12 protein-coding genes are annotated in these 16,785 nt (G+C 50.0%); 3 read left to right on the top strand and 9 right to left on the bottom strand.

From position 1 onward, the window contains the following. The first annotated feature begins 27 nt into the window (after positions 1-27). Positions 28-399 carry a hypothetical protein gene (locus QPK32_RS23390; protein WP_290415186.1) on the top strand — a complete coding sequence of 124 codons (372 nt, stop codon included), beginning with the start codon at positions 28-30 and terminating at the stop codon, positions 397-399. Positions 400-651: 252 nt separating this feature from the next. After that, positions 652-1,473: a hypothetical protein gene (locus QPK32_RS23385; RefSeq protein ID WP_290415185.1), complete on the top strand. Its 822-nt coding sequence runs from the start codon at positions 652-654 to the stop codon at positions 1,471-1,473. A gap of 12 nt (positions 1,474-1,485) precedes the next feature. Here the strand turns inward: QPK32_RS23385 and QPK32_RS23380 are convergent, their stop codons facing one another. The 6 genes from QPK32_RS23380 to QPK32_RS23355 form a co-directional block, all read right to left on the bottom strand. Further along, on the bottom strand, positions 1,486-2,541 hold the full coding sequence (locus QPK32_RS23380; protein WP_290415184.1) for a hypothetical protein: 1,056 nt from the start codon (positions 2,539-2,541) through the stop codon (positions 1,486-1,488). Between the two features lie 66 nt (positions 2,542-2,607). Then, positions 2,608-4,623, bottom strand: coding sequence for a hypothetical protein (locus QPK32_RS23375; RefSeq protein WP_290415183.1), 2,016 nt, complete (start codon positions 4,621-4,623; stop codon positions 2,608-2,610). Further along, entirely contained in the window at positions 4,623-6,968 is a 2,346-nt protein-coding gene (locus QPK32_RS23370) for an ATP-binding protein (RefSeq protein WP_290415182.1), read from the bottom strand. The genes QPK32_RS23375 and QPK32_RS23370 overlap by 1 nt, the downstream gene beginning before the upstream one ends. 25 nt (positions 6,969-6,993) lie before the next feature. Continuing rightward, entirely contained in the window at positions 6,994-7,836 is an 843-nt protein-coding gene (locus QPK32_RS23365; RefSeq protein ID WP_290415181.1) for a phosphoadenosine phosphosulfate reductase family protein, read from the bottom strand. After that, on the bottom strand, positions 7,836-11,102 hold the full coding sequence (locus tag QPK32_RS23360; RefSeq protein WP_290415180.1) for an ATP-binding protein: 3,267 nt from the start codon (positions 11,100-11,102) through the stop codon (positions 7,836-7,838). Before QPK32_RS23360 ends, QPK32_RS23365 begins: the two co-directional genes overlap by 1 nt. Positions 11,103-11,163: 61 nt before the next feature. Next, positions 11,164-12,102: a DUF4007 family protein gene (locus QPK32_RS23355; protein WP_290415179.1), complete on the bottom strand. Its 939-nt coding sequence runs from the start codon at positions 12,100-12,102 to the stop codon at positions 11,164-11,166. A 701-nt stretch (positions 12,103-12,803) separates the two neighbouring features. Here QPK32_RS23355 and QPK32_RS23350 point away from each other — a divergent pair. After that, positions 12,804-13,049 carry a helix-turn-helix domain-containing protein gene (locus tag QPK32_RS23350; RefSeq protein WP_290415178.1) on the top strand — a complete coding sequence of 82 codons (246 nt, stop codon included), beginning with the start codon at positions 12,804-12,806 and terminating at the stop codon, positions 13,047-13,049. A gap of 5 nt (positions 13,050-13,054) precedes the next feature. Here the strand turns inward: QPK32_RS23350 and QPK32_RS23345 are convergent, their stop codons facing one another. The 3 genes from QPK32_RS23345 to QPK32_RS23335 all read right to left on the bottom strand — a co-directional run bounded on the left by QPK32_RS23345 (position 13,055) and on the right by QPK32_RS23335 (position 16,661). Beyond that, positions 13,055-13,417, bottom strand: a complete 363-nt coding sequence (locus QPK32_RS23345; protein ID WP_290415177.1) for a hypothetical protein — start codon at positions 13,415-13,417, stop codon at positions 13,055-13,057. Then, positions 13,410-15,065 (bottom strand): hypothetical protein, encoded by a 1,656-nt coding sequence (locus tag QPK32_RS23340; RefSeq protein ID WP_290415176.1) that lies wholly within the window; start codon positions 15,063-15,065, stop codon positions 13,410-13,412. Before QPK32_RS23340 ends, QPK32_RS23345 begins: the two co-directional genes overlap by 8 nt. A 156-nt stretch (positions 15,066-15,221) precedes the next feature. Further along, the gene (locus QPK32_RS23335; RefSeq protein WP_290415175.1) at positions 15,222-16,661 is read right to left on the bottom strand and encodes a hypothetical protein; all 1,440 of its coding nucleotides are present in this window, start codon (positions 16,659-16,661) and stop codon (positions 15,222-15,224) included. Between the last annotated feature and the right edge of the window lie 124 nt (positions 16,662-16,785).

Here is a 16,785-nt window from a genome sequence, read left to right as displayed (position 1 = left end):
ATCCCTCAATATTTCATAGGTCGCCAAATGGTAATCCAAGAACAAGTTACGGTCATACGAGAGTTGCTGCAAGATGCTGCAATTCATCGCACGACAGTATCGTTTCCTCAAATCTTTTGGCTATTTGATGAGGACGTAGCGCCACACGATGTGTATGACACACTCGAGGCCGCTTGTGTCCAGATTGCAGACTGGAGCACAGCAATCTATTCGGCAGTTCTCGCGAAATCCGGCAGTCATATGCCTGGCGATGGATTCTTCGATATTTTTCGGCTGCACCGCGAAGCCGAGTATCGACGTATCGCCGCTCGGGCACACGTGCGCGAACTTAGTCTCGAACAAAGACGCCAGATGGTTGCCTTCGAGAGAGATCGAGTATATTCCCACGCAACCCGCTAATTGAAAAGAGAGGGTTTGGCATGTTCAAGCCCAGTTTTTTCGTAAGGCTCTGGGTGGGGGATTCATGTAAATGCCCCCGCTATTAGGCATACTTGCTCTCCCAAGAGCCCCCTAAAAACTCTTCAATATTTCCCAAACTCGCCCTTAGACCATGTGAGTCATATTTGACATCAGACTGGCGTCATCTCGGTTGAGTTCGAGCGCACAACATTCTACAAGCCCTCAACTAGTTATTGAAAAAGGAACGCAGTAATGCAAACGAGTAATCTCTACATCTTGGTGTTCCGCGGCAGAGATTACATCAAGATTGGTAAAGCAGACGATATCCATGCCAGGATCGCAGTCCTTCAGCGCATATGGGGCCCGGTTGACTACGATGCTTCGTATTGCCTGCAAGCGCCTGTAGCAGTCGTTCGCCAGGTAGAAGGCGGTTTGTTGTCATTACTGGCGCAGTTTGCTGTATCTGTTATGGAGGGAGATGGCAAAACTGAGCTTCGCGCAATGCCGGCCCTTTCGATTGCTCTGCAATACCTAGAAATCTACTGTGCGAGCATGCCAGAACTGGGTGGACTGAAAATGGGAGTGGCTCTGCCGCCATCACCCCAGAAGAACGCACGGCGACGGGTTCGACGTGACAGACTGCTGCGCAAATCTATGTGCATGACGCGTAGCATTAGTGATATCGCACACAGGTTTGGCAGGATCAACCGTTTGCTAACATTATTGCACCGCCGTCAGGAGAGGATTCCATTCGAATATGAGCGTCGAGGCGATCAGATTTGCTTTCGGGTGCGTCGGCCAAATAGCGTTTCGTCGTTAGATTCGGAATCGAGTGCCATTATGAGCTATTTCAGCTTCCAAATCGAAGACCAATATGGTTGGGGCGGATTCAATTTCTGCTCTGTGGCAGGATCTGCGGACGTGGTGCAATTCAATGTGAACTTGCCTAGCCCTGGTGTAAAAGAATGGGATGCAGTAATCAACTATTTCGTTGCTCAAAGCATGGCCTTCTTGGAACGGCTGCCAACGCGATCGGCCGCAGCGAAGGAATCAGTCCCGCCTTTGAACTGGTAGCCGACCTTGACTCTAGGTCGTATCTCGTTCCTTCAACTGCCTGTGGGCCACGCGATGACAATTCGCACAAAGACACTGAAGAGAATCCAGTCTGGTCTTGTGCCCGTGCTTCATCTCGCTTACATGAATTTCGCTGTGATGGACTTCAATGCAAGCCTCGCCATCAACCGATCCGTAAAACTTAACTGGGTCAAGCTTGCAGTGTTCACAAAACAACTTCCCATAATCTCGTTTAAAGCGAGATCGTTTTGCTTGCGCTAGCCCCTTAGCCCTTTCACGCACAAGATGTGTAATTAACTTTGGCCGCCCCTCAGCCCACTCCATGTCGGATTCAGTTATTTCACGTATTGGCGCAACTTGCCCATCCTTTTGGACAATTTGGTAGCCGGCCCTTCGGAGTATACGAAAACAAGGCGAGCTCTCGCCAGCCGTGAAATGCTTGGGTTTAACATTGAATCCTAAGGCGAGCCTCGCTGCAAGACCGAAGACTGCTTTAGGCGGCAACCTATTGCCATCCGAATCGATCAGGTCGTAATCGGTTGAAGAACCAAACTCATGTTCATTATAACCATCGAGGAGCATCCGAACTGCTTGCCTAACGTTGTCGTCGCTGATCTTGTTTAACTGCCTGGCAGGCAGTCGCTCTGCGCTGCGATTCAGTTCGACAGGTCTAGTGCTCGAATCGAACCGCCATCGAATTCTGACCGGCGATTCGTCCCATATCGCAACCGCTTTTCCCATCCCGGCATAGGTAAATGGATCGCGATCTCCTACGCGCCAAAAAACATGAACTTCCGCACCAGGGTCTGACATTCTTTTGATAGTGGGGTGATGAATGCGACTATTGGTCTTTCCTCGCCAGATCAAATCTCCGTCTTCGAAATAGTTGCCGTAATTATGACCTGTGCGACTGGCTCCCCCCACACTACAAAACACTAAATCCGCCCCGTTCTGCTGCACGTAGCCTGTATCTATCGAGCCGCCCTTCGATTTTGGATCTAATCCGAGAACGGCTCGGATTTCGCTGCGCCTGTACTGTTGATTGAGTTGAAATTCGTAAATGCTCATGACTAGAGTACCGCCCGAGAGGCGGCACTATACGTTGTTGTCTGACGTTAGCGGTGACGCAAGTGGTTACAACTCGGCTGAATTGAACACACAAACCAACTCCACTTTTCCCTCTGGGGCCTTTTCTGCTTTAAGTAGCTCCTTAAGATTTTCAGGAAGGACATCCTTTACCTTCAAATCGATGAACTTTTCAAGGCACGCGCCGCTCTTCTGTGGAATGCTGAGTTTGTTACACACTACTTCCGTGGACACCCCAGACATGTCATAGTGCTTTGCAGACTCTTGAGCAAGCCAAAGAGCGATTCGGATGCTCGTGGTGTCTCTGAAATAAAATGTATTTGAGTTCGTCTTTGCCATCGAAACGACGAGTGGCTCGCCAGTCTCAGAATCTTTTAACACTACGTGACCGTTTTCAAATTTCTTGCCGTGCAAATAGAGCTTCACGTCAAGAGTCATAATATGATCAACTTTTTGGGACGCCCACCGCGTCATATTGTTGGTAGTAGCGAGCAGAAAATGCATCGCAATATCATGACGTAACCGCCCGCAGACTTGTAATCCGTTGCGCTTTGCCCATCGAACGAAAGTCTTCGTAGGAACGGAAATCTGCCTTCCTTTCTCGAGTACGAAATCCCACTCTTTTCCTTGAATAGTTAGCCCACGTGCTACCAGCTCTTCTTTATAAACATCAATTGAGTGATTCTTCACTGGTTTTGCCTTGGCGACTGCAAAGAGTACCGACTGTCCATCTCGCTGCTGATTGAGATCACACTGCTGTGTAATGTGAACGAGGCATTCTGTGTTAAGTGCAAGATTCGGCGGCGCCAACAACCCGCCGAAAGGAACCAAGCTACTAAACTCCTTGGTCGCAGTCGGGAGATCCACCTTGCTAAGACTCTGAGGAAGGGGCATTCCAGTCCACGTAAAATGGGAGACTAATTCTCGACCATGCTTTGGCTCTACGAACGGAGCGATGAACCGCTGCCGAATAGCTGCCGGCTTTTTGGGATCTGGACGTACCAACTGGGCTTGAAAGCACTCATCCAGTGCTTTGATGGCATCAGCGACTGCCTGAACAGATTCGACATGCCACAAATACTCGCGCGAGATTAGCGCATTTAAAAATTCATCATAGGGGTCGTTATCATTATGCGCAACGAGGTGAATCTCTTGCATAGCGGCAGCGTCTAAGTTCCACAATGCCTCAGCCGCCTTGTTCTTTCCTGCTTCCAAAGCATCAGTCCATGCGCGCATAAACACCCGCATTTGTTGCGCGACATCACGTTGCCGTTCCAGCTGCCGGTAGCTAAGCAACATTCCTTCTGCCCCAAATTCGGCTTTCTCAATCTTTCCTTTTGGAAGAATCAGAAGGCCTGCGGCACTGATGTTGGATTTCGTGCTGAACTGGATCTGATAATCCACCAGTTCCCTATGGCTCGACATTACTACCACACATGGTACAGGGCGCGGGTACGCATCTCGCCCTAACGCCGCCAGATACTTTACAAGCTCATCAACTGCCGATGCCGAGGAACCTAATACGAGATCCAGTATCAATAAGTCATACTGAAAAAGTTCTTCGGGTGCGCTCGGCCTAGCACCAAGCCAGGTGATTTCCGCCTTCTGTTCGGGAAAAGCTTCTTCAATAGTATTACGCAACGTGGCAACTTTGGCAGCTCGTTCGTGGAAAAACTGCAAAGCACTCTTCGTAGGTTCTTGAACTTCTGCGATGAAAGTGGGATGCAGTAAAACCTGACGGACTAGCTCATCAGATGTGAGGAACGCAGCTGCATCCTTAGGCGCCTCTTCTAACGCGGGACGACCGCAAAGCTTCATAGCGTATGCCCAAATTTCCTCGACTTCTGGGCTACTGACGTCACCTAAAACTTGCTTAAATTCATCTGTTAGATGGCTCTGATTCATGCCGAAAAGCTCGTCATCCACAACAAGTATCCGGATCTTTTGTTCCGGCACGCTTTGCTCGGCAGCGGCAACTTGCGCGACCTCAGCGTGTGCCGCACCTGTCAGTTGTGCTTGAAGTGCCGCCTCACTAGCTTGGGCTTGGTCCATCTTTGTTGTCATTATTTTTCCTCTTTTGGCAACTCGATTACGAATGTACGCAGACGACCATCTGTATCTTCAGATGCGTCCAGATATAGCTGACCGCCGTGATAGTCAACCAGCTCTCTAGAGATATAGAGACCGAGCCCTTTGCCTTTTTTGCGCGTCGAATAGTATGGCATAAAGACATCCCTGGCATTTCTAGGATCAATACCTGGACCATTGTCGGAAACGTTTATGCAGAGTGCTTTCGAGTCGATTTCAATGCGTATCGTTCGTTGGCTGTCCCCTTCACGCAACCCCTGCTGTAACCAATAAACTGAATTGCTTAGTAGATTTTCTAGCACTTGAGCGATCAACCCTCTAACCATGTAAACGTTCAGTTCACCCAGTTCATCGGTGCGTTCGTCTAGGCTAACTAAGCACACAACCTTATGTCGCTTAAATCGATTCGCGAAGCCTGCGACAATTGCCTGAGTTTGCGCAACGGCGTCGTAGCGTTCGCGCCTGTGCCGTCCAGATGGACTCATCACGTCAACCGTTCGAATGCGTTTATTGGTAGCGTTAATTTGTGAACGAAGATTATCAACCACGCCTAGAATATCGGCATCGCTCTTTTTCGTTTTTAGGTCTGACAGCAATTCGCCTGTTCGTTCAGTTAGACGACTCAATTCATGAATTACAATCTCAACTACAAGGCCGATGTTCGCGAGCTCCAAGATTTCGACCTTGGTTTCGCGAGCCATGTTTAGCGAGTTTTTGATTGTCTTTACGTATTCCACTTGATCGTGGAGTGCCTCACGGATTTCCGCCACCTTGGCTTTGTGTTCAGTCGGAATTGTCTTACTAATTTCGGCCAACGTTGAAAGGGTTTTCTTGAGGCTGTCCTCAGATCGTTTCATGGACACTTCAGTGGACTCTTCAGCAATAGCCAGCTTCGCCTCCGCATCACGAATTGCATAGATATGCGAGCGCAGGTCCTGAACAATTACTTCGCCTAGCAAATTTTTGAGGAGTTCCTGCTCCGGACAGGAGATCAAGCGCTCGCGATTCGCAGCATCAACCAAGCGAGGATTTGTTGTGGATGAGATAGCGACACTACCAACCGTTTGGTATCGGTTCAGCGCGAAGCCTTTGGCTTTGAGGGCCGTACTATCCCACTCAAGCCAGTCGTCATCCATTCCGCCAGTTTTCCCTACGCGGAAATTATCTCGATAGATGCTAAAACCTCCGCACCAATTATTTAGCTCGTCCGCGATCTCTGTGCGTGTGCGTTCTACACCATTGCCTGCCAACCTTTGGCGGTTAAACCACAGACAGTTTGCCTCAAATCTTCCTAGGCTTTTGAATAGACTGGCAGGAACACCTAGTTGCCTAGTGAGCTCACTTAGCTCCCAACTGCGAATTTCCGGGGTTGTAGTCCCATGCCATACAAGCTCACGTCGAAACACTTGCTCAGTTCCGTCCAGCCCGCTAGGATCAAAACGAATAGACGCTTTAAATTGCGCGCAACCTTTTAACCAGTCTGGCAACGACGCGATAGATTGTCGTTTTTCGTTGAGGCGGATATCGATCGGATAAGGCAACTTATCCACTAAGAATGGATCTTGTAGCCTGCGAATATACTTGTTGATAAAAGCACTGACCTTTTCAGGTGTCCAGTTCGCATTCAACCGACTTATAACAATTTCGGTCCCATGAGGAAGATCAGGCTCAGTCGTAGCCTCGTCGACTTCTACTTCAACTTGATCAAGGAACAGTGCTGGGTCGTCGAATCTATTCCAATCAAACTTGATCTCATGCCACTTCCCGTCTTTTGTTTTTGATCGGATGGTGGCCAGTTGACCAAGCCGCATCATGGAAAGACGTCCGATACCCTTCTCGCCCAAGATTGGCCTATCCGACTTGCCGGATTCGGTCTTTTCTAAAAGCTTGCCTGGAGTCCCGATTACAAGGAAGCGATCAGCCAGGTCATCCTTGCTCATGCCACGACCACGATCTTGGATCACGATCGTCTGCGATTCATAGAATTTTTTTAGGAATCGTGTGAAGCCATCCTTATCATCAAGGTATTCATTCAATTTCTTGATAAGCTTGGCTCGAGCGTCTAACGTAAGGGCCGACGAAACAGCTTTCTCGATGCGTTCTATAGCTTGAGCGTTCTCGATCGAACCATTGTGTAGCTGCTCCTCGAGCAAGGAAAGTGCCGCCATGTCCGCAGTAGCCGTGATTGAAACACTTACTCGAGGTGAGCGGGCATCGAAGGCATTTTTTATAAGCTCGTTTAAAGCCACATCATCGGATGTAATGAGTTCGCCGCCAAGTTGGCGTAGCGCTCTCGCGGCGATCCTGAAACCTTTTGCCATGATATTCCTAAGCGAATAATGTAAGTCACTTATGGCAGATCAGACATGATCCGCCGCCTTCATCTTCGAGATACAGGTCATCAATTTCCAGTGGCCTAGCTATCTCCGGACGCAAAGGATTGATACGAATCTTCGCGTACTCTCTTTGCTTTCGAATTTCGAAGTCTGCCTCAATCTGTGCCATTCGCTCCGGGCGCTCCAGCTCTTCTAGCGATTCACGTTGAGTCCATGTGAACGGCGAACCATGCTCCAGCGCTGTTTTCTCATACTGCTTCGCTTCGTCAAAGCGACTAGGATGCTCCCGCTTCAGCCTAACCCATTCGATCTTCTGCTGGAAGAAGCAGAAGGTACAACCGCTTCGTGAGCGCCACTCATAATACTTGGGCATTCCTACGCCTGAGGAATCCAATAGATCGTAAACACCTCGTTTATCGACGCCATGCTCTCTAAAGGGTAATTCCACAACCAAATTGTCGTGCTGCGATACCAAGCCTTCGCGATGATCCTCATCGGCACGAATTGCGACGTAACTACGAACTGTATCTCCAGCTTCCAGCCACGGTCTAACCCAATGCTTAAAGGGCAGGAGCTTTAGCTGGCGCGTGCACCAGCGTGTTTGCGGGCTCGGAAGAAAGTGACCATATTCACGCAGCCAAAAGTCGAAGTCTCTGTGTGGATTGAGCCTTTCGATGGATTTGCCCAAAAAGCCTTCGAGCTTCGCAAGAAAGTCGTAGACTTCTGGAAGCTCTTTTCCAGTATCAGTAAAGAAGTAGCGAATATTTAAGTCAGGGTATCGCTGACGCATGAAGATCGCCAATGCTGCGCTATCCTTTCCGCCGGAGATCCCTAGGACGTGATGTTCAGCCATTACTCCACCTCTTTCAATTCTGTACTTTGCTCAAACAAACTTGCGCCTACTTCTGCGATCGCCGCCAAGAGGACTTCACGTTTCATTCTTCCAGTGCTCACTTGCGCAAGCAGTTCGCTGGCCAATTCTTTCACGACGACAGAGTCATTTTCTGAGACATCAAACGTTCCCGTCACTGTTCGTTTCGAAGCAAATACAACACCGATCGCCCTGCGATTCGCAGGTCGTCCGCGAACTTGAGCGAGTGATTCAAGTCGGCGGAATTCCATCGCCCATGTAAGTAATTGCATCTCCCCTGCATCGATATCCGGGTCGCTCCAATCCTTCGTGGACTTTCCGATCGCGAGCATCAAAAGTCCTTCGATATCGGCCTGAGTCCCCTTAAATTGGGAAAGCCTCGAAGAGAAAGCGTCCAACTTAAAATCGGAACCAATTCCAGATACTGCGGCCGCGCGCGCATTCAATGCGTTGAGGTTGCCGTCGCAGTCGAGTGCATCGATCAATCGCACCTCAACTTTGCGCAATCGGCTTCCAAATATATCTGTAAGCTCACCAGCGATTTCAGCAATCTGATGAGCAAGTTGCAAAGGGCTTCTGGTCTGCAGGACAAGGGGCAGATCAGCAAACAAAACTTTGTGGGGGTCGGTTGCGTTGAGCAGTAATCGCCGTACATCTTGAGCCTCCTTAGAGACAAGCATCGTGCGCCGTGCCCAAGGTGGTAACTGATAGACCATCGAAACCAGGGCGCGCGCAGAGTCCAGCACATCCGTTGCAACTTGATGCCCCAGTCTTTTCGTTAAGGCAGCAGCCAACGCTTTCAGCATTTCCCTGTCATCGCCCTCAATACGAACAAACCTCCATGAGATCCTTGTAGGATCTTGCAGCCATTCGTCAATATGAGCTTCGTTAACATCGGGCGTGAACATACCCTCCACATACAGCGCTAACTGATGACGATTTGCCATAAAGAAGGCAAGTGCAAAAATCGGCATAAGCCCAGACTTCACGCCAAATGGCCGGCGCCGCCACTCCGCATAGAGCGTGTCGAGCCGAATTAGTTGCGTAGAGTTGAAAACAAGTTGCTCCGCAGCGTTCCATAGCTCTTTCATGGAGCCGCTCCGAGACGTTTCAGCAGGGTCGGCAAATTTCCACGTACCGGAAATTTCTCTGTGCAATCCGACTGCCTTTACAACTGTGTGATAAAGCCCAGCATCGGCAGAAAACGATGTGTAACCGAGGTTAGGTTGAGACGATGCAGTCAGCATCGCATGCAGTAGCTCTTTCTGAGCTTTGGCAGCATTGCTAGATATCGAATCGCGATTAATTAACTCGCTATGCACAACTGGCGAGCAACAAAATACAGTGTCAGCAATTTCGGATGCAAGGTGGGACAAACCTTCTTTGCTTACTCGCTTGTGCGTCTTACCGCTGACCTCATAGTGCCACACCGCATTTTGGAAGCCATCGCGCAGCTCATCTGAAAGCATAGCCTTGGTTACTTGAAGACGTGCCGTGACCTCGCGCATTGCGATATCATCCCCGTCCAATTGTTGGCTATTTTTTCGGACAAACTCTAACGCAGCAAGCTCTTGAATGAGGTCTTCAATACGCGGCGAGTTTGTTGGGACACCAATTGTGATGCCGTTACTCTCGCCAAATTGAACAGGTTTCTTAATTGACGCGGCCGTCCCATCTCGACTTTGTGGGGCGTGGTGTTGATCAGACAATACCAGCAAAAATTCACCACATTGGCTTCCCGATGGCGCGAACTTCGCCACATAACTTTCGACTTGTTGAGCGTAGATCACGTTACGGGAGAACCACCGCATAGCACCAGTGTTCCAGTAGTGACGGCGGGCCGTTACAGGCCCGAGCTCTACGAGCTCGCCAAGCCGCGCAATATCTGCCGTCCCCAATTGCGCTTTTGCATTTCTAAGAGCTGCCTCTATATCGAAATCGCTGCCTGCATAAACGCCATATGCATCCAGGTGCTTTCTAAAAATCAGTATCGATGCGGCAGTGAGTTCATTTAGGGCGTCCTCTACATTTTTTGCATCGGTCGCTCGCACACTGACTTTCAAGAGATCAAGCTCAGCTGCCAGCCCAGTGCCGTTACGTAACAGCTCGATAAGACCGATTGTCTTGACTATCTCAACATGGAGGCGTGAAAAGCGCGCCTCTGTCCGTTCGATCGCCTCTTCGCAAAGAGCCCAGCGATGACTATCCGACGACGACGCAATAGCGGGCTCAAAATTTGTGCGCAAATAGTCCCAGAATTGGAACGGCCAATAATAGCTCGATGCTGAAGCCTCAAGCCCGGCCAAAATCTCGGTAAATCCCACCGGTTCCGCGGAGGCTAAGAAGCTGAAAACGCTTCGTTCGTTTTGCCCGAAACGCTTACGAGAGGCAGGACCTAACAACGCAGCAGTTACCGGATGGAGCGGCCAGCATGAATCCATTAAGGGAGCAATGTCGGCGCCTGCGCTCGGTCGGCGTTTCTTGATGACTTTCGCTACCTTGTTTGCGACCTCTATCGAAGGAGCATGCTCAATGCTCACTTCCAAGGCACGCCCAATCAAGGCCACTACCTCGTCCGATCCAGCGACTAGTGGAATGTCAACATATCGTCCTTGCACCTTTGCCCATTCTTGCTGAATAAGCGGTCCCAATCGAGACGCATATTGCTCAAACGCCTGATGCAATATCCCAATTACAATTAAGTTCCCCTTACACCGACTAGCCGCTTCGGCGAGGTCTTGATAGAAACCGACATCCTCCCCCGAATGCGCTGCATGCTCAAGAAACTTCCCCAGTTCGTCGACGATAAGTACAATGCCGCCGAATTCTGTTTTGGCTTCTGCTGCCCGCACTAACTCCGCAATCACATCTCTCCGGCCAGCAATCTGCGGCTTCCGCCCGCGCACGCCAGGGAGGTAAGTGTCAATTGCCACTCCGATCTCATCTGTAATCGGAACACGCTTCCCGACGACCGGTAAAACAGCCCACTTCTCTTTGGTGCAGAAGGCATTGTATAAGGGGCTGCCGCTACGAACGCCTAACGATGATCGGGCGGCTTTTCTTAAGGAATCACTCCCCCCCACTAACGATGCAAACGCAAGTGCAAGCGAAGACTTGCCTCCCCCATAAGGACCGGTCCAGGTAAATGCACGCTGCTGAGAAGTTAAGAAATGGTTCGCAGTTGCCTCAAGCACCGATTGTGCAGACGCCTGCAAGATGTAGCCCTGCATCGCATCATCGCGTCCCATATCGGAATCCAATCGAACCGACCTCAAGAACTGACGACGCACTGTTACGTAATTTGAAAGCCTATTTGACATATGCGTATCTCAAAATCTCATTCATCTTCTGCTTCATTGACTCGCTCCCCATTCGACTCACTTGGCGAATACCTGACGAATCAGTCCATTCCAGATAACCGCTGGTGATTTCAGCAATTCGAGAAAGACGGTCTCCAACGGAATCTTCATCCAACTTGAAGACGCGCCCCGGAGATCCGTAATCATGAGCGATTGAATTAAAAGACAGAGTTGCCTGATTGGCAAATGACGAGCTTTCCCATCGGCACCAATAATCGAGCAGCGCATAAGCAAATATTTGGTCGGGCAACGAATACTGATCTCCACGATGAAAGTGATAACTGTCTTTCCCGCTCATCGAAAGCAGACCCAAATCCGAAAGCAGAGGCTCAGCGCTATCTTCAGTCGCATTTCTTTGCGACACGGACGTGTAGCTTCTCAAACACACTTCTACGTCGCGACTTAGCGTCGTACCAGATCGCACGGCTTTGTTGGCCATCGCATATTCGTCAAGCAACGCAAGCACATCGCTAGATCTAAATGATTGGCTTTGTACAAAATTAAAGATGACATACCAAGTTGCTGACCTCGAAGCTCGTCCGGCCAAAAGCCAATGAACCAGCCAAATAGTTGCATCTCGCTCAAGGTAGAGGTCACAAGGATTTTTCCCAAAAAGCACCTCGCCTATTTCGCCTCGACGAAACGAATCCTTCCCTACCTTCCTGATCACGTCACAAGCCAACGCCCAATGCTTGATAGAAGAAACCATATTCTTACCAACACCGAACCTCTCGATGGCATCTTCGGCGGAAAACACCTCTTTTGGCGCTACTTCGCCATAGGTGTCAATTTGAGCGAAAGCTTTTCGAAGCCAAAGCTGACGCAAGGGGAAGGTTTCATGCCCAGAAAATAGGGGCTCAATATCGGCAGGAAATCGAATTAGTGACATGGACTGGAGGCTTTCGCCAGTGGAGACAGTGGCAACTGGTGAAGTCTACCAGCTCGGCAACTCTGAGGCTAGCGAAGCGATCGAGCGGGAGAGTGTTCGCGAAGAGGGCAAACAAGTCGCATCATCGATTTCATGCATGAAATCGCCATAAGTATATGAATTTATTGAAAAAACCAACAAATTCAGTTAGGGATATCTAAGCATGCTATGGCCAACTCACCGCGACGCGTGTGAAGTGCCTGCAACGAGTGCTCAAACTGCCCTTCTACCATGTAGCGTATGAGCGGAACAGGCTGTTACACAAAGCATAGGAAAATCCTAAAAGAACCGCCCATGTAACGCCGGCCCTGGAGGCAAGACGGCACTCGACACCATGTCGCCTCGTCAGGCCGAAAGAGTCAACTATGATGTCAAATTGTCACATCAGCTTGAAGTGCTTCTTTCGCTGTTGTTCTCGGTACCATCAGACATCGCGAGATCAACCAACTCTACAACGAGCGATGGCACTGATACGGAACGCCGACGCTCAACAGTAAGTTCGGCCGAACGGAGAAGCAGCTTCTCATGCAACACAGGGTCAAGTCTAATTAGTACTGGTTTCTTCAAGGTATACCTTAACTGAAGCAGAGTGTAGGCGAAATTGCGAAAAATGGGCCATAAATGCCGTGGCCTATTTTGCCCTATAATTCGATCATGCGGGGATGAAATCCTCCTCGCCCGGCCAAGAATTTAGCGAACAGCTGGTTGCTGTTGGCTCAGCCGTTCGTGCCATGCGAAAGGAAATGGGGATGTCTCAGGAAGAGCTTGCGCATTACGCTGCTATCGATCGCAGCCACATGGGTAAGATTGAACGCGGCGAGCGAAATGTAAGCTTCGCCAACATCATGCGTATTTCGATCGCACTGGGCTGCACGCCCTCCAACATTTTCTCGCGTGCCGGCTTGTAACTACCTCAACGGCGACTAGAGGACTCTTTTCGAATTTCGTTAGCAAGTTGTTTGCTCTTCTTACGTTCCGCTTCAAGCTCAAGCGCGAGTTCGAAACAAATATATCTTAGTGCCATGACTTGGCGCTCCAGCTCGGCGATAACCTCTTTATCTGTTTCGGACGTGCTCTTTTCACGCTTCACGGATTTTCGGTTCTTTGGCGCCGCAGCTCCCTTAGCCTCAATCAGCATCTGACGATGCGAGGCATAAACATTTGCACGGCTTACTTTAGCAAGGCGGCAGATTTCTGAAATAGATGCCGATTCTATACGATTCTCTGCTTTGAGAAGCGCCAGTGCCGAGGCGAGGCGGTTTTTGACGCTATTCATCCATTCCCTCTTTTGCATGTTGGCGGATGACACTAGACAAAACCTTTTCCGTCATTGCTAACTGTTCGGATACAACACGCTTAGTTTGCTCTGGTAAGCCAGGCCTACTCAAGAACTTGCTCTGCTCAACATGTCTTCGCTCCCACCAGGGCAGGTGATGGTCAGCGACTGCAAAGTTTGTACAGGATGCGCAAACTGATGGTGCCCGCAATATGGGATTAGGGCCATTTGCATTCCCTTTACATTTGGACTGCTCACGCGCATATACGCAGTATCCCCAATCGCAAGGCGCTAGAATGAGGCCATTCTTTACAAGGTTCTCGACCACCCCATCTAATGTAACCTTACCTCTTAGGGCAGGTGAAGCGGCGATTCTTTCCCTCGCCATCATCATTCGCTCACCGGCTTTTCCTCCAATATTGGCTGCTGTCAGAAGTTTAGTTAATCCCTCGCGGAGTTCAGCTATGTCTTCCGTTCGAATGAGTTCTTCTAGTCGAAAGTCATTGCCAACATAATGCCGATCGAGTATGGCTGCGTAAACATGCCCGTAGTGATGTGCGAGCGACTCAAGGGCAGATTTGTCGCGCATCACCACAAACCGAGCAAATGTCTTACGCGCACGGTGAGCGTGAAAACTTGAACTTAAATCGCACAAGTTATTGCCAATCCCGCCAATAGCCTCTCGCATGATCAGGTTCGCTCCTGCGCCAGTGAGGGCATGTGGTTTGAAGCGTCCAGTGAGTATTCGCATCGCATCGAATTGACGGGGGAAGAGCATCGACACCTTGTGCAGCTCACGGATCGGCGCGAATAGGCGTATTTGAAGGCGAACAACATCCGCAATAACGTCAGGAACGACCCACAGACGTTCGCGTCCTTTTCGCTTGGCGCCGGGCCCCTTTAGGTAGCAATAAACGATGCCGTCTGCATGTTGACGAGTTACCAGACAATTTGTTTGCAGCGTCAAAACTTCCGATATCCGCATGCCGGTGAAGAACAATATGATTAGAAGAATGGCCCCCTCAAGATTCCGAATTGCCGATTGAAGTCGCGTTTTCCCCAAAGCATCACCCACAACGAATTGTTCCGAGTAGCGAGCATCTACCCGGAGTAATAATTTCCGAAACTCTTGCTTACACATGTTGCGCGTCGTTCCAACCCAACGCTTCCGAGATGCCCAAATTTCAGCAAGGGCGTCTTCCACCGGGGCTGATCTCTCAACCGTAGACAACGCCCATCGAAGAAGTTTTTTTGCCATCGTCAGCTCTACCGGTGCCCAAATTTTGTTTGGCATTGCGCGAGCCATTAACTCTGGCAATCCGACAAGGCGCTCAACGTCTATTTGCAGCGGAGCGACGTATTGATCGCGAAGTATCCAAAGCTGCTTGAGCATTCCGTAGTATTCGCCGATCGAGCTTTGCGTCACAGTGCCCGAGTCTTCGCAGCCTGAACGCCTAGCAAACAACCGGATTTCTAGGAATTCCATAACGTCTGAAGCTGTCAACGAGCTAAATCGCCATTTACCTTTCTCTATCATCCAATTGCACAACACCCGAATGCGGCGAAAATCCAGTTGCACCGTTCCTGGGCTGAGCAATCCAGCACGAGCTTCGGCATGGGTAATTGAGGCATAGAAGAATCCCTTCACGCTTTGACTCAAGTAAGCCCGTTCATGCCTGGACTCCTCCCCCTTCGGCGGCAATAGGCGAGACCAGCAAATACGAAGGTCTCTCGGCCCGTATAGTGGATGTGGGTTGATGAGCCACACCCGACTTCTCTTGCTCACGATTGTTCTCATATTTCCTTACTCAAGTATAGGAAACGGCCGGATCTTAGCTATTGACTCCGCTGCCTCAATCACATGAGCAGGAACCTTGGGCAACAGGTCATTGCTTATTGCATCTAGAGTCGGCTGGTATAAGGCATTAAAACGGGGTAACCAGCCTTGTTGAATAGCGCGTTCCTTTGTCTCGACGAGACTTTTGTGAGACCTGAGAATTGCTGCAATTACGTCTGGCCGATCTAGTGGAATGAGAGCTCCAGGGCATGTGGCGCATCGATGGAAATGATCGCATGGCTTTTCGGGGCTGGACTGATCAACATGGCCGGCGAAAGGGTCCGAGCACAAAAATCCGAATACCGTGTCTGCGGGCGCGACTGGCTCCTTTCGTACCAAACGACGGAGAGGAACGCTATGGATTTCCTTCCTCAGTTCCTCTTGGCTGGAGTGCACGACACGGTCATGCATATCCCCGACATTTTCGTAGCTTGAATATCGAACTGTCGTTGCAACCGACGCATGATTAAGCTTTTGCCGAGCGATCAGAATCGAGCCTGCTGCTTGATGGTGCAAAACGGCTGATGTACGTCGCAGCTGAGCAAAGGTGAACTCAGGAAGATTATGTCTATGCCGAAAATCGAGTAGGGAATTGTGCCATGTCTGCAGGGATGGCACAGCGACACGCCCACGGTCATAAGCTAAAAAGACAAAATCTTTAGTTGCTTCGTTAAGGCTTGTCAGAGGCTGTGTAAGTTCACTCAATCGGCGAATCAGCGATGGTGCGGAGGTTGCCTTCCCGGCAGGGAAGTCAGCCCGCTGAGCCTTTGCACCGCGGGGCTTATCCCAAATGACCCATTCTCTGTCTTCTCGTAGTTCGTTCACTTCAATGCAATCGCGGCGCAGCTTTGCTATTGCCTGCGGATTACCCGCTAACTGAAACTGAATGGCTACGTAGAATGGTAAGAGATCACGCGGAACGGGAAAGATCATCCGGCAGAGGAGCTTCAAACCGCCTTCATCACGCATGCGGCGAGCAAGAGATTCCTTTGAAGTGGCAACGATTCGCTCTACCGGAATGCGTCCTTCACCAATTTCGAGAAGGCGTGCAATTAGCTTTGCCCGCTGTGTCGCTTGCTCATTCAGTTCTTCTCTTCCAACACGAATCCGTGTAGCCACTTCCTCAATTTCGACAAGCGCGGCATTCATCACTAAGCGGGAATCATGCTCAGACAGCGATGGACCAATAACTGGTTGTTGGCGGAAGAAATTGCGCGACTCGATCGCGAGGGGACCGTCCAATATGTCCTGAACGTTGCGCGCACACCAGTGAATCAATGCTCGGACAATGATCATGTCAGACTGTTTGCTGGCATCTTTGATTGGTGTGTCGCTGAGCCAGTCAAAAAAGAGACTAAGGATTTTTCGTGGAAAACGCTCGGTGTGGGCGTGTCCAAGTTCAACCATACATCTTGCAAGCTTGCGGATACATTGCCAAGCGCGATCCCGAGTCCCTTTTTCGCAAGAGCCGTAGAGCGATTCATGTGCCTGTACTAGCACCATTGCGATAGGGGTGCTAAGACCTAGAGAA

Source organism: Massilia sp. YIM B02763 (genome assembly GCF_030412015.1).
GTDB lineage: Bacteria > Pseudomonadota > Gammaproteobacteria > Burkholderiales > Burkholderiaceae_D > Telluria.
This window is presented reverse-complemented; position numbering and strand designations above follow the sequence as displayed.

Excerpts from the sequence above, each read along its gene's own strand:
- QPK32_RS23380 (WP_290415184.1), bottom strand. The coding sequence starts at position 2,541 with ATGAGCATTTACGAATTTCAACTCAATCAACAGTACAGGCGCAGCGAA.
- QPK32_RS23370 (WP_290415182.1), bottom strand. The coding sequence starts at position 6,968 with ATGGCAAAAGGTTTCAGGATCGCCGCGAGAGCGCTACGCCAACTTGGC.
- QPK32_RS23360 (WP_290415180.1), bottom strand. The coding sequence starts at position 11,102 with ATGGGACGCGATGATGCGATGCAGGGCTACATCTTGCAGGCGTCTGCA.
- QPK32_RS23350 (WP_290415178.1), top strand. The coding sequence starts at position 12,804 with ATGAAATCCTCCTCGCCCGGCCAAGAATTTAGCGAACAGCTGGTTGCT.
- QPK32_RS23385 (WP_290415185.1), top strand. The coding sequence starts at position 652 with ATGCAAACGAGTAATCTCTACATCTTGGTGTTCCGCGGCAGAGATTAC.
- QPK32_RS23390 (WP_290415186.1), top strand. The coding sequence starts at position 28 with ATGGTAATCCAAGAACAAGTTACGGTCATACGAGAGTTGCTGCAAGAT.
- QPK32_RS23345 (WP_290415177.1), bottom strand. The coding sequence starts at position 13,417 with ATGAATAGCGTCAAAAACCGCCTCGCCTCGGCACTGGCGCTTCTCAAA.
- QPK32_RS23355 (WP_290415179.1), bottom strand. The coding sequence starts at position 12,102 with ATGTCACTAATTCGATTTCCTGCCGATATTGAGCCCCTATTTTCTGGG.
- QPK32_RS23335 (WP_290415175.1), bottom strand. The coding sequence starts at position 16,661 with ATGGTTGAACTTGGACACGCCCACACCGAGCGTTTTCCACGAAAAATC.
- QPK32_RS23375 (WP_290415183.1), bottom strand. The coding sequence starts at position 4,623 with ATGACAACAAAGATGGACCAAGCCCAAGCTAGTGAGGCGGCACTTCAA.
- QPK32_RS23365 (WP_290415181.1), bottom strand. The coding sequence starts at position 7,836 with ATGGCTGAACATCACGTCCTAGGGATCTCCGGCGGAAAGGATAGCGCA.